At 43.8% G+C, this 14,001-nt stretch carries 11 protein-coding genes and 1 pseudogene; 2 read left to right on the forward strand and 10 right to left on the reverse strand.

Going from position 1 to position 14,001, the window contains the following annotated elements; genetic code table 11:
* Positions 1-74: 74 nt before the first annotated feature.
* From JO943_RS03195 to JO943_RS03220, 6 genes and pseudogenes are all read right to left on the reverse strand, one after another.
* Positions 75-434, reverse strand: a complete 360-nt coding sequence (locus tag JO943_RS03195; RefSeq protein WP_005230955.1) for a hypothetical protein — start codon at positions 432-434, stop codon at positions 75-77.
* Between the two features lie 104 nt (positions 435-538).
* Positions 539-997 (reverse strand): DUF4124 domain-containing protein, encoded by a 459-nt coding sequence (locus JO943_RS03200; RefSeq protein ID WP_202739955.1) that lies wholly within the window; start codon positions 995-997, stop codon positions 539-541.
* A gap of 184 nt (positions 998-1,181) precedes the next feature.
* Entirely contained in the window at positions 1,182-1,436 is a 255-nt protein-coding gene (locus JO943_RS18495) for a DUF4189 domain-containing protein (protein WP_265102654.1), read from the reverse strand.
* 272 nt (positions 1,437-1,708) lie between these two features.
* Positions 1,709-2,188 (reverse strand): DUF4189 domain-containing protein, encoded by a 480-nt coding sequence (locus tag JO943_RS03210; RefSeq protein ID WP_202739957.1) that lies wholly within the window; start codon positions 2,186-2,188, stop codon positions 1,709-1,711.
* 396 nt (positions 2,189-2,584) lie between these two features.
* Positions 2,585-7,090: a translocation/assembly module TamB domain-containing protein gene (locus JO943_RS03215; RefSeq protein ID WP_202739958.1), complete on the reverse strand. Its 4,506-nt coding sequence runs from the start codon at positions 7,088-7,090 to the stop codon at positions 2,585-2,587.
* 48 nt (positions 7,091-7,138) lie between these two features.
* A pseudogene (locus tag JO943_RS03220) lies at positions 7,139-9,598 on the reverse strand (autotransporter assembly complex protein TamA); the annotation flags it as partial.
* 414 nt (positions 9,599-10,012) lie between these two features.
* Between JO943_RS03220 and JO943_RS03225 the strand changes: the two are divergent.
* On the forward strand, positions 10,013-11,332 hold the full coding sequence (locus JO943_RS03225) for an MFS transporter (protein ID WP_202739960.1): 1,320 nt from the start codon (positions 10,013-10,015) through the stop codon (positions 11,330-11,332).
* 3 nt (positions 11,333-11,335) lie between these two features.
* Positions 11,336-11,971: a 2-polyprenyl-3-methyl-6-methoxy-1,4-benzoquinone monooxygenase gene (gene coq7, locus JO943_RS03230; protein WP_009509536.1), complete on the forward strand. Its 636-nt coding sequence runs from the start codon at positions 11,336-11,338 to the stop codon at positions 11,969-11,971.
* A 74-nt stretch (positions 11,972-12,045) separates the two neighbouring features.
* Here the strand turns inward: coq7 and JO943_RS03235 are convergent, their stop codons facing one another.
* The 4 genes from JO943_RS03235 to folB all read right to left on the reverse strand — a co-directional run bounded on the left by JO943_RS03235 (position 12,046) and on the right by folB (position 13,997).
* Entirely contained in the window at positions 12,046-12,498 is a 453-nt protein-coding gene (locus JO943_RS03235; protein WP_005230965.1) for a hypothetical protein, read from the reverse strand.
* A gap of 134 nt (positions 12,499-12,632) precedes the next feature.
* Entirely contained in the window at positions 12,633-13,184 is a 552-nt protein-coding gene (locus JO943_RS03240) for a DUF2799 domain-containing protein (protein ID WP_202739961.1), read from the reverse strand.
* Between the two features lie 41 nt (positions 13,185-13,225).
* Entirely contained in the window at positions 13,226-13,660 is a 435-nt protein-coding gene (locus JO943_RS03245; RefSeq protein ID WP_202739962.1) for a 2-amino-4-hydroxy-6-hydroxymethyldihydropteridine diphosphokinase, read from the reverse strand.
* On the reverse strand, positions 13,617-13,997 hold the full coding sequence (gene folB / locus JO943_RS03250) for a dihydroneopterin aldolase (RefSeq protein WP_202739963.1): 381 nt from the start codon (positions 13,995-13,997) through the stop codon (positions 13,617-13,619). Before folB ends, JO943_RS03245 begins: the two co-directional genes overlap by 44 nt.
* Between the last annotated feature and the right edge of the window lie 4 nt (positions 13,998-14,001).

Here is a 14,001-nt window from a genome sequence, read left to right on the forward strand (position 1 = left end):
AGGTTAATGTCTAATAAAACAATAAATTACATCTATAAAAAAAGACAAACGATGTTGTCTTTTTTATGAACACATTAAAAAAGTTTATAGTTCGGTAGCTTGTCATGTGGTGTAGCCAAGCATTCGTCCATAAATTTTTTCTTTAAATTTTCACGTAATGCTTCTGGATCTTTTTTCAGTTCATCAACCGGGATTGCATAAACTTTATCCAGAATATTAAAGATGAACTTACGTGTCATTTCATCTTCAATTTTGCCCGCATGTTCCGTTGCTTGCTTCTGGTCAATTCCATTTTGACGATCTAAAGTGATTGAGCGCGCAGCATTCCCGACACTGACACAGTAACCGTGCCATTGTTCTTCAGGGGTTAACGGCTTTTTCTCAGCACAACCAGCCAAAACTAAACCTAGTGCAATCAACAAAACTTTTTTCATCTTCATACTGCGGCTAATTTGATGCCCACCATCATACTGAAACTTGTTTATTTTGCAAAAAGGAAGCAGCTAAAAGCTTGCTTTCCGTAATAAAAACATACAAATCATTTATTACATTGCATGTTATTGGCGATCTTTTGACACTTCCCTCCATGTGCTGAAAGATAAGTTGTGCCCGCCACTAAATTATAAGACTTGCCTTTTGTATCCCAGCACCTTACGCCATTGCAGTTTTTTACGGGAATGAGGACTCCACTTGCTGCCGTCAGATTGCTGGCTGTGGCATTGCTTACAGGTTTAGATATTGTTGTTGGAGTTGCAGTCAGCGTGGTCGCTTTTGGCTCTTTAGGTGCAGTTGACTGCTGTGCTGGGGTATTGCTGTTGTTCTTAACCGGATCGAGTTGCGGTTCGGTTTTTTGTGCAGGTGGTGGCGTTGCTGAATAGGTGGTAACGCCTTTGGCATCGACCCATTTATAGTATTCCTTGGCATTGACTTGGAGTGTGGAACTGAGCAGTATCAAGCCAAGCACTGCCCAAAGCTGACCGAAAGTGACAGTTTTCATGTATTTCCTCCAAAAAATGTCTTAAATTCATTTATTATCAATGTCTTATAAAAATTCTATCATATTTTTATTTGCTAAAATAACGTCTTTTAGAAAAACTGCCTTAACGGATTAAAGCAGTTTTGTATTACTGGTAATTAATACTATGTATCGTTCAGACTGGTTGATAAACACCACAAATTAATCAATTCACACGGACTGGCATGCTACAGCCAGAATAATGTACCCAGCATTCGCCCGTGTTTGTGGCTGCACAATCCTGCTTGCCTATCTCCAACGCCTCCTCTTTTGTAGGAGCGTTCGCATATGCCGACCTCGTCTCGCTTAAGACAACCGCAGCGCATTGATTGTAATATTCCCGTTTTACGATACAGCCTCCGCCCCCTTGACTCTTACACGCTGCAATAGCGGCATTCTGCGCCTTCCGCTTGCTCGGCATGTCATTAACAATGCCGAAGACACCATTACCATCAGAAGCAATCGCTCCCCAACGCGTCGCCCAAACTGGCGGTGGTGGTGATGCAGATGGTAGATTATTTAAAGGAGAGTTTTGATGATCTGGTGGGAGGCAAACTCCTCCCGGCAATTCAACCATGCCCGCAGGACAAGCATAAATAGAACTACTTACTCCTAGAAATATCACGCTCAATACTATTAATCGCTTTATAAATTTGTTCATTTCATCTCTCCTGAACAAAAGCCATCACGTGATCAGTTCACACGGACTGCTGTGCTACAGCCAGACCAATAAACACTACAAGCATTATCACCATTCTCACGGCATGTTTTCTTTCCCAGCTCAACAGCCTCTTCTTTCGTTGCCGCACTCGCCGTTGCTGCCGCCTTACTACCAGCCATTACAACTGCGCATTGATTGAAAAATGCAAGCCTCACAGAGCAAGCTCCTCCTCCGTCTTTCTTACAGTCTTCAATAGCGGCTTTTTCTGCTCTCCGCTTACTCCTCATGTCCGTGACAAATCCGTAAGTGCCATTACCATCAGAAGCAATCGCTCCCCAACGATCTGCCCAAACCGGTTGTGGAACAGCATATTGCTGGGCTCCATCATTATAGTAAGGCGAGTTTGTATTATGTCGCGCGTGAAACTCTGCCGAATTAGGGTTTTCCTGAGCAGTGGTAATTGTGGACAGCATCAATAAAAGTCCAGCTAGCAGTCTGATATTGAATTTCATAATAAAAACTCCCTTTAAACACATCCCTCTATTGTGCAGTTGTACAAACATCACAACAGATGCACTCAAAAAGTGGATTGATAGATTCCACTATAGAAATCAACACGATTCGGAACAATGATTTTAATTTCGAAGCAAGGGCTAAAACGTCCTAAACGACAGGATTAAAATTTTAAATTATAAAATAAAACAATAACTTGAAACCTATATTTCCAGCATCACCCTTAGCATAGCCACTAAAAAATTGGCATAGACTGTTAATATATCTGTCCTCATTGTTTCTTTGTAATAATCAGATCTTAAAGATTTCAGAAGTTGTTTTAGCCCACAAAAAAAGAGGAACTATTTCAGTGAAATAATTCCTCTTTCCTGTTCTAAGCCTAGCTTAAAGAAAGCTTAGAACCGCCAGTTATAGAATACGTCAATTGCACGTTCTAAGGACTGACTTGCTTCCAGATATAAACGGCGGTTCATCTGATAACGCAAGGTCAACTTATTCACTGGGGTAAATACACCAATACCATAACGAATAAACAGATCTGGCGTGATATAGCCTGTCAGGCTGACCTGCGTATCATCACCGGTACCCTGTGCATCCAGCGCCAGACCACTTAAACCAAAGGTTCGGCCAATCTGGTTGGTCAAGGCACGAGTACCACCCAAGCCCATACTGATCCCTGCGGCAGCAATGGTATTGTTTACATCCGACTTAAAGCCTTCAGTATTACTTAAACCGCTGTTACCTTCATTAATACGGCCTGTCAGCAAGGCATTCAGTGCTTCCTGTTCAGACAAACCAGCATCGTTATAAATCTGAATGTTCGGCACGGTTGCGGTACCTGTCACACGGACACCGACCATGCTGCCCTGAACCGGTTTATTGGCATCAATATCCAGCGTCGGGTTCGCCAACGGTCCGTTAAAACGCGCAATCGCACGATTCAGGTCAAGGCTTTGACCATAGGCTTCAATCTTCACTTTCTGGCTGACACCAATGGCACCATTGGCACGCATGGCTGTTTCCAGACCACGTTGCGATAAATGTAAACGTCCGACCAGTGGAATGGTACTTTCGAAGCCTTGGAAGATCACCTGATTTCCAAGTGTCACGGTCATATCTGCACGAATATCCCAAGGCTTGGCCGCTTTCAGGGTAGCCAGCAAGTCTTGTCCCTGTTGGACTACACGCACATCCGGTGAAAGATTGACGACACTTTCAGAGGTTTCTGGCATGGAAATACGCGCGCGCGGAACATCCACTGTACCTTTCAGACTTAAACGCTTGTCAAATGGATAAACATCCAGACTCAGATCAGGCTTCACAATTGCCGTAATCATAGGCGCCTGACGCACCAGCAAATTATCGCCTTTCAAAGTCAGGTTTAAATGTGGATCATTCTTCCAGTCAAAGTTACCCTTTAAGCGCCCCACACCTTGTCCGCTGTTAAATGCGCCATCAATCGTGGCATAGTCTTGGCGAATCGATGAATACAGCTGGATGTTGCTTAAGTTGACCGGCAGTGAAATCATGCTGATCGCACCATTTTTCAAGCGCATCTCACCAGTAATCTGTGGCTGGGTCAAAGTACCGTTAACTTTTCCGGCCAAGGACAAGGTGCCCGCCATCGAACGCACATCCTTGATAAATGGCTTGAATACTTTGAGCTGTACATCATCAAATGCTACTTCACCACGCATCGGCATATTGTTCTGGAATGGATCAATAATCACATTGGCATAACCCGTTCCGATATCCGGTGTCTTCATATCGACACGGAATAACATGCCTTCGCTGATACTTTTGGCAATCAGGCTTAGTTCATCATAAGTCACTGTCGTGGCAGGATCTTGCGGATCATCTGCTGCCAGACCAATCTCACCTTTACGTGTGACTAAACGCGCATCCAGTTTTGGATGACTGCCATTCGCCCAGGATGCTTTGGCATATCCATTCAACTGGCCTGTAACCGCCAGACCCTCTGGCATAAAGGCGGTAAAGTCTTTTAGATCCAGATTCTTGGTAATCAGCGAGAAGTTACCTTTGGCCTTACTGATGCGGGCCGGCTGATCCAGACACAACTGACTGTTTGAACTCTGCCAGCAGTGCTGCCCAATATAGAGTTGCTGTTGGGCTGCGGTATAGATAATCGGCGCATTCTGGTTTTGCACCAGACTGATATTACGCGAGGTAAAGTTACCTTTCTGAACCAGTCCCAACCAGTCATTGTTTGGATTAAAACCACCCGCCAGTTGCACATAGAAATTAGATTGTCGGTTTTTACTTTCAACCTTCAATACATGTGCTTTACGCGTTCCAGCTAGATTTACGGTGGCATTCTGGATTTCACGATTACCGTTACGTAAATGGGTTAAGGTCGCCGTTAACTGGGTTGGAGTGGTTTCAGATGTCGGCAGTTCACCTTGTACACGTAATGACTTGATACTGACCAGATCATTAAAGGCAAAGTTATCGACCGCCATGTTCGCGGTTGCTCTTAAACGCGGTTGTGACTGAACGTTTAGACTACCATAGGCACGGCCACGTAAGCCCGGATATAACTCATATAATGCAGGAGCATTGAGTTTAATTCTCAAGCTTTGTGCATTGCCAGTGGCCTGTAACTGGTTCTGTGCATAAGCCAGGAACAGGTCGTTGGCCTCAAATTGCTGCGGTAAAAAACCTTGCTGATTTGAATCAAGTAACAGACTGAGATTACCACGACCGCGAACTGGCTTATTGTTGATGAAACCGGCTGCGTTAAGCTGGCGAATATCAATCCGTTTCAGCTTGTCTGACCAGACCCCTTGTGTTTTCACATGTCCGGAGACTTCACCTTTAACCGTAGAAACAAAGTATTGCGGTTTAAAACGTACCAGTGAGGCATCAATATCCCAGCCCAGCTTGTCTTCCAGATTCACTGAACCGGTCGCAAATACCTTACCTGCGACCCCATCGTGTTTTAATTCTTTAATATTAATGTATTCAGGCGTTCCGGCTACATTAATCTTTAATAAGCCATCTCCCTGATTTAAGGCGTTAAGCGAACCGTCATAGTCCACTGCAAAGCTCTTGAATCCGCCACCCGCTTTTTCATCATGGAAAATTAAAGCGGCAGTACTTTTACCTTTCAGCGCAATGGTTTCTTTCTGGTTGGCCTGTGCCAGCTGACCTTTTAAATCAATCTGTTCAAACTTGATCACTTGCTGATTCGGTTTGGCAAAACCATTGGCTTTGATTTCACCATTGAGTACATTGACCGGTGCAGCTGCCGCAACCGTTTGCGGATTAAAATCTTGTGCCTTAAGCTGCGCTTGCCAAGACAGCTGCTGCTTTTCGGTGGGTAATTTTACTTTGGCTTGACCAGACAAACTGCCTTTTTCAGCCAGATAACGGAAATTTTCGACATTTAACAGATTGTCTTTTAAATCCAAACGCGCTTCATATTTACCCGTTGGCAATAAACCCTGTTCATGCGGTCGTACCGTGGTCGCAACATAAATATCCTGTTGACCCTCTTTTAACGCCACATTGGTATGACCTTCTTCACTGCTTAACCAGCCGATATAAGGCATGGCACGGTCAATGCCTTTCCATGAAATATCCAGCAACATAGGCTGAGCTTTGTTATTTTTTTCTTCGGCCTGATCCAGCTTGAGTGCCCAGCTTTCATATTTGTCAAAAGCCACTTGAGCAGTCAGCGCCAGACCTTTTTGCAAGGAACCTGAAGAACTGATATTGGCATCCAGTTTCGGCGGTAAAAAGTCCTGTGCGATCTGCGGTACCGTGGTATTTTCAGGATCTAAATGGTCCAGACGTCCTTTCAGATCCCAGATGACATGCTCATGCCAGTTTACAATACCGTTCAGGCTCACAGCACCTTTCATTAGCTGACCATTTAAATCACGGATATTTAACTGATGTGTTAAATCGGTATCCATCAGTGCCGTATATTTACCTTCCGGAATCTGTTCACCTTTTAAATCCGTATCAAGATTCAACACCAGCTTTTGTATATCGCCGTTAAACTTGACCACACCATCTTTGGCAAACAGCTTCTGGTCTTTCAATAAAGGCAAATGATAATTTTTTAATAACAATTCGCCCTGCATCGGCACATGTTCACGGACCGGATGCAGAATCGCCCGACCTGTGAGCAAATCAGGAGTAGTGGTCGCAACCCCCAGTCTTAAGGTATCTAAAGAACCGCGCGCTGCCACCTTAATGGTTTCGATATCCAGACTTTTTAATGCAGGAATGATCAGATCAGCCTTGGCATTTAAAGGATATTTCCCACTGAAATCCATATGACCTGAAGCATTCTGGACAGCGAGATAACCCATGTCCATGCGCGAGTCTTCAAACTCCAGCTTGGTCTCAGACCATAAGGCATCTTTCAGATAGACATCGTTAAAATCAACTTTTGAAGTCGCGGTCTGGATTTGCAGATGATCCAGACTGGCTTCATCAATCCGTAAGACAAAAGGCAGCTTGATCGGCTCGAAACCAAAAGGTTCATCCGAAGGCGGTTTCTTATTGATAATTTTTAGATTACGGACATCGGCATGGCTTAAATGTACTTCTTTATTTAGAATCGCGCGCCAGCCCAAAGAGACATCCGCCCGATCTAAAGAAACATCTACCGCCTGTAACTGCACTAGAATATTTTTCAGGATAATACCCTTAAGCAGATTACCGCCTTCATATTCATATTTAATAATTTTCTGGCTTTGCAATACGCGATCCAGTAGAAAGCGGCTACCTTTATCGGTAGACATCATCACAATTAAAGAACTGACCAATAACAAAAGAATGATCAGCACGATCAGCGCAATATTACGACCAATGTGCCGTTTTTTTCTTGGTCCAGCGGGAGGTGTCAGTTGCTGTTCTACTTCCGTCATAATCAACCTGAAATTGTTTTGCCGCGTTAGCAGGCTAAATAAAAGTTTTTAAAGTTGTGGACCAATAAAGAAATGCAATCGAATCGGATGATTCTCATTGGAAATACCTGAAGCAACATCGAGACGAATTGGCCCAATTGGTGATCTCCAGCGAATACCGACACCCACGCTATATTCTGTTGGATTGCTAAACTGTTTGTCATAAGCATTACCAAAATCCGAGAACACGGCTGCACGCCAACCATCTTTAAACTGGTAGTTATATTCAAGCGAGCCAACCCCTAAAGCCTGTCCACCCAATTTATAGCCGTTTTCTTCTGGTGATAAGCTCTTATAGTCGAAGCCCCGTAGTGACTGATCCCCACCGGTAAAGAAGCGCAAGTTATAAGGTACTTTATTAAAATCATCGGTAAAAATATAGCTGGCATCGCCACGACCGACAAACTGGTGATTGTCATTTTCACCCAGTGAATAGATAAAGCGCCAGCCGGCACTCACAATCGCCATATTGGCATCAGACAGCAGCGATTCTGTGCCCAGTTCAACTTTATAGGTCTGTTTAAAGCCTCGGGTTGGATTCAAACGGGTATTACTATTGGTTTTAGAAGCTTCGTATCCCAACAGCAAAGACTCTTGTTCCGAATCAATTCCGGAAACCTTGAAGGCATCCGGTAACTCATCGATATCGACATCGCCTTTTTGAGTTAAACGGTCTAGGCGGTAACGCAGGCCAAAGGTATGTTGCCAGTCACCCAAAGGATTCTTGATGACACGTTCGCCACCCAGTACGGCCGACTCGATCAGCAAGTTGACATCCGGGCCAATGTCATCACGCGTTTCACGCTCATAACCACCCACAAGGTTGAAATAGTCATTTAACGGATGTTTATAAGGAATGCTGTAACGACCATCAATCGACTGACGAATTTCGGAAACCTCGACGTTGGCATCAAAAGAATGACCATATTTATTGACAATAGCACGACGGTACTGGCTACGAATACGCGCCCCGGTATCGGTCCCATAACCAATACCTGTTTCCAGACTGTTTAAACGGTCAGCATTCAAGGTCACCACTACCGGAATTTTCTGGTCAATACGCGCTTGCTCTTCCTGCTTCTGACGTGTCTCGTCATCATCCTCATGCGTTGGCATTGGCATTGAACGGGCTAAAGAATAGGTCTGTGCCTGTTCGCCCCCCGAGAATTGCGATTCGTCTACAACATCCTGAGTGACTTCTTCAGCAGAGGTAATTTTCGCACGGGCAAGATCCGCCTTTTGCTGGCTATTTAACAGCTGGGACTGTTCAATACGTTGCTGGTCGACCAAAGCTTGCAGATCAGGCGGCAACTCCAGCGGAGGCTGGATAGCATCCGGCTTGATGGTATCCACCAGCGTATAGTTAAAATAACGGGTATTGGTTAAGTTATTTGCCAGGGCATTTACACGCCAGAAGGCATAATCATCATCTTCATTCCACGGTGCCAGACTATCCAGCACTTTTTGGGTCAAAGGCAATGGCTTGCTCGGATCACTCATCCGGTATTCGACTTTCTTGAGTTTGTAACGCTCACCGGTTTCATATTTCAGGTTAATATCGGCGGTCTTTTCCGGCTGGCTGATCTTCACGTCATGCAGACGCCAGAACGCATCAAAATAACCGTTATCTGAGGCGACTGTGGTAATTTTGTTCTTGGTTTCTTCATATTTGCCGTGGTTAAAAATATCACCTTCATCTTGTTCCGGAATCAAACTAATGACCTGGAACTGCGGAATGTTAGCCCCTGCACCGGTAAATTCGATATTTTGTTCTTTGATTTTTACCGGTTCATTCGGCACCACAATCACCTTGACCTTGTTGTCACTTTCTTTGACAAAGGTGTAAGTGGCATTGTAATAACCGACAGCCTGTGCTGCCTGATTGGTTAAAGCACGCAATTGCGGTAAGGCGACATTGAACTCTTCAAAAGATTCCTGTGTAAAGCTGGATAATTTGGCCTTGATATTTGCGGCCAGAACAGGTGGTGCACCTGTCACATCGGCGGTAATACGTGGCACCTTATCTGGATTAAGCAAATTCTCTGGACGGAACCGATGCCAGATACGTTTAAAGAAACCTTCTTTTTCAGCATCCTGCTCAGTTTGGGTCTGAAATTCAGGTAAGGTCCGGCCAGCCTCGTTGGCTTCAACAACAATTTTACTGTCGGTCTGAATGTCGTGCATTAACTTGTCAATATTGACGGGTGCACTTTTAATCTCGGTCAGTTCGGTTTGAGAAACATCGCTCACCGAAACTTCAGGTGTTCTGGCGGTATTGTCACGATAATTTTTTGCTTCGTTTTTTGCATCTTCTGCTACACGGAAGATTTCATTGGCCATGCCTTGATCCACCGGAATCACCGGCAGATCTTCCAGATTATCGTCGAGCTGAATCGGTTTTAACTCGTCAATCTGGTTGGCCGCCTGCTCCTGATGCTTTAAGGCAGACAAACTGTCCTGCACAGACAAAGGATTCTCCGGGCTATTGAGAAGCGCTTGCCGTTGTTTCATCAGTGCAGCTGCTGCATCCGCCTGTGGTTCAGTCTGATCCGCTGTCTGATTTTCAGGCGAGTCCGGAATTTGCTCTTGTGCACAAGCAACTGATATACAAGAACTAATTAAGAAACCGCTACAAATAAGTTTAGGAAAACCCTGCATTTTAAAGATTAAATGCATAGAATGAACCAGTGTTGACTGTTTAAACTTCGATTTAGATGGCATGTAGAACTCTAAACTTATTTTTTAATTTATCGTTTTTGATGGCTGAAATAACTTCAAATCTTTGATTTTTCATCCAATCAGACAGGGATATCATACATGCATTTCATCACATTTTTACAGTTCGTCACATTTTTTTATAAAACACAATGAAGTGAACACACGATGAAACAAGATGAGCGCTTAATGACATCACGTCGGTTTGCACCGATGTTTTTCACGCAATTTTTTGGAGCACTGAATGATAATGTTTATAAACAAGCGCTCTTATTGGTCATCACTTATGGCTGGATACAACAACAAAGTGCGCCAGTCAGTACTTTAAATAATTTAGCAGCGTTACTGTTTATTCTGCCTTACTTTTTCTTTTCGGCTACAGCTGGGCAAATTGCGGATAAATATGAACGTTCTCAATTGATTCGCTTCATTAAAATATTAGAAATCGTCATTATGCTGATTGGTACTGCAGGTTTCTTGCTGGGCAATCTGTGGTTATTGTTATTTGCGCTGTTTTTGATGGGAACGCATTCCACCTGTTTCGGGCCGATCAAATATGCCATTTTACCTGAGATTTTAAAGCCACAAGAGCTAATGTCTGGTAATGCCTTATTCCAGTCAGGTACATCAATCGCGATTTTACTGGGCATGATTCTTGGCGGTGCGGTAATTGCTTCTTCTGAAGGCAACCTGCTCTGGATCAGCGTAACTGTGGTGACTATTGCTTGCTTAGGCTATTTATGTAGCCGTTTTATCCTGCCGCAAAAAGTTGCTGCACCTGATTTAAAAATTGACTGGAACTTTTTCCGCACCAGTTTCCAGACCATTGGCTATGCCAAAAGCATCCCGGTTGTGTTTGTGATTCTGTTAGGTAATTCTTGGTACTGGTTTTATGGTGCAACCTACCTGACCCAGATTCCGCAACTGACACAGCAAAATTTACATGCTTCAGAAAATGTGGTCAGTCTGCTGTTAACCTTCTTCTCGGTCGGAATTGGCGTTGGTTCTTTGTTATGCCGACGTATTGGCGGTACGGAGATCAATATCAAGATGGTGCCTTATGGTGCAATTGGCCTGACGGTTTTTGCCCTTTATCTCGCTGCCAGTATAGCATTTGTACCTGAACGTACAGGTGACCTATTGACATTGAAAGATATGTTTAGCCAAGGTGCAGTTTACTATCATGTGATGCTTGCCGTGACCTTATTGGGCATCAGCGGCGGTTTTTATATCGTACCGCTTTATGCCATAATGCAGGCCTATTCACCACGTTCTCATCGGGCGCGTGTGGTGGCAGCAAACAATATCCTGAATGCTGTATTTATGGTCTCTTCGGCAATTTTTTCAATTTTAATCTTAAGCATTTTAAAAATTGATATTAAAATCTTATTCACTATTACTGCTGTTTTAAGCGCAATTTTTTCGTTCTGGTTATTAAAACGACTCAAACCGTTACTGCAAAATGCGCCCAATACTCTAGAGGATTAATATATGCGTCAATACACAGGTCTCGATAAAGTTATTAATTCTTTTGATCAGGCTTTACGTAGTCTGGTACCGGGCGCGACCAGTGCCCAACGCGCCAATCCAGCCAGCGATGAACCTTCACAGCTGTGTGTCAGCGATGCACGCCATGTTGCAGGTTTGATGCGCGTTAACCATAGCGGCGAAGTGTGTGCCCAGGCGCTTTATCACGGTCAGGCATTGACTGCAAAACTGCCCCATGTGCGTGAAGAAATGCAGCAGGCTGCAATTGAAGAACAGGATCATCTGGCCTGGTGTGAAGATCGTTTAAAAGAACTGGATAGCCATACCAGTGTCTTGAACCCGATCTGGTACGGCTTGTCTTATGGCATGGGTGCAATTGCAGGGATTGCAGGCGATAAATACAGTTTAGGTTTTGTTGCAGAGACAGAACGACAGGTCAGCCAGCACTTACAGGAACATATCCAGCAATTGCCAGCGCATGATGACCGCTCCCGCAAGATCCTTGAGCAGATGAATGAAGATGAGTTGCATCATCGTGATACTGCATTAAATGCAGGTGGTGTGGATTTACCGGTGCCTGTGCGTATTACCATGACCGCGATTTCAAAATTAATGACAAAAACCAGTTATTATCTATAAATCATTCAAGGGAATTATGAATTTTTAATTCCCTTTTTTATTTTAAAATCTTCATAAACACGCTTGTTCAAAGATCAGCGAAACACAATTTTTCCTTTATCTGTTGAATAACGGTCCGACCAGAAACTTTGTGGCTGCTTTTCCAGATCAGTAAAAATCGTATAGTTAATCTTGCCTTGTCTAAACTCAAACTGGCCATTTTTCTGAGTGGCTGCCACTCGGGTATCGTTCACCCAGACACGTTGCTGCGGATCAATTCGGATGGTTGCCAAGGTCGAGCCATCTGACCTTTCAGCAATCCATTGCGGTTGATTGACCGCAGGTTCCGGCGTTGCAACTGCATCGGGTATGCTAAAGCCAGCCTTGATATTTTCTTCTGCGGTCTTATTGATGTCACAACCTTGCGCTTCACTGATTTGCGTACAGCCTGAACGTTCGAGTTGTTCTCTATATTTGGCATCAATGGCATAAGCGGAGTTCATGACTACATAGGCCATCACTCCAACCGTAATAAATTTGATGTGCATGCTGCATCCCTTGCGGTTGATTCAATTGAATATTTAAACATTGATCTCGGCATGGGTCTGTAATTTAAATGTTTAATCACAAAACAAAAAAGCCTGTAAGAAAAATTACAGGCTGTTCCAATCAATATTTTAACTTAATTCAAGCCATGCTCAGCCTTAAAGCGCTCCATATTGCGGACTGCATTATGATAACGCGACTGGACACTGCTGCTATTGATACGTAGATCATATAAACGCTTCTTATAATCATCTCGAACTTTAGAGGAAAGATCGGTGCGTTCCAGCTCCTTTAAGTAACGGTTCATCTCACTCTGTGAGCGACTGAACTCTGAATCAGCCAGATAATATTCATTGGCAGCCTGATAATAAGGTCGTAAAGTCTGGCGCTTTTCCGCCGGACAGACCCTGTAATCACCCCGTCCATCCAAGGCTTCACTAAAGATATTCTCAGGCTGGCAGTAATAGCCCAGACCTTGTTGATAGCCTTTTTCATACAGGCTTTGATTGGGAACAATATTGGCTTTCTGGCAAGAAGAATAATACTTATCTAGACGCGATTCATGCCCGGCCGAACCGTCTTTTTCACCCACGATCAACCAGTTAGCCGTTTTACATTGCTCAACACTCATGGCTGCACAACCGGAAAGTAATACCGTCAAAGCCGATAAAATTAAAATACTTTTCATGAACAATGGTCCTAATTATTATGAGATTACATTCAAACAAATTACATTGTAATGACAGGATAGTTTATCTTTTGATCATAGCTTAAATCAGCATGTGGCCATAAATCAAATAAAGGAATTTTCACATCCAGCGCCAGAGGTAACTTCTTAGGATTAAACTGCATAGTGTCTAAATCCTTTCCCCAGGCAATTACATCAATATCTAGCGTGATCTGGTGTGATGGACGAATCCGTCCCGATTGTTGTTCCAGCCTTTTAAGCAATTCAATGACTTCATCAACGCCGAGTCGACTGCTTAACAGACATGCCGAGTTCCAGTAATCTGCCCCGATTCCATCCCGACAAGGAATTTCATAAATCGGAGAAAACACCCCTCTACCGAGCTGGGCAATCTGCTCATAAGCAAAAGTGAAATTTTGTTGCTGCTGAAGATTACTCGCCAGTGCGAGCGCAAAAACTGTGTCTGTTGCGTTCAAGGCGAATTCCTACTGCATTAGCTTGAGCAATAATGGCGGGTTTGCGAATGGTGATAGTGATCGATTCGATCGAAGGAAAAGTGCTAAACAAACACTCAAGCACCAGTTGAGCAGCATGCTCAATCAGTTTAGGTTGCGCGTCTTGAATGACTTGAGCTGCAAGCTCACAAATTTGAGCATAGTTGAGCGTATCTTCCAACTCATCCGAGTGCGCAGCTTGGGATAGATCATTATGAATGGTGAGATCTAGCATTAAAGGTTGAATAATCTGGCGTTCCCAGTTGAAACAGCCAATGACCGTATCCACCTTTAACCCTTCAATGATAATGGCATCCATAATG

The sequence above is a fragment of the Acinetobacter sp. 'aerobic (ED)' genome (assembly GCF_904886855.1).
In the GTDB taxonomy this organism is placed as follows: domain Bacteria; phylum Pseudomonadota; class Gammaproteobacteria; order Pseudomonadales; family Moraxellaceae; genus Acinetobacter; species Acinetobacter courvalinii.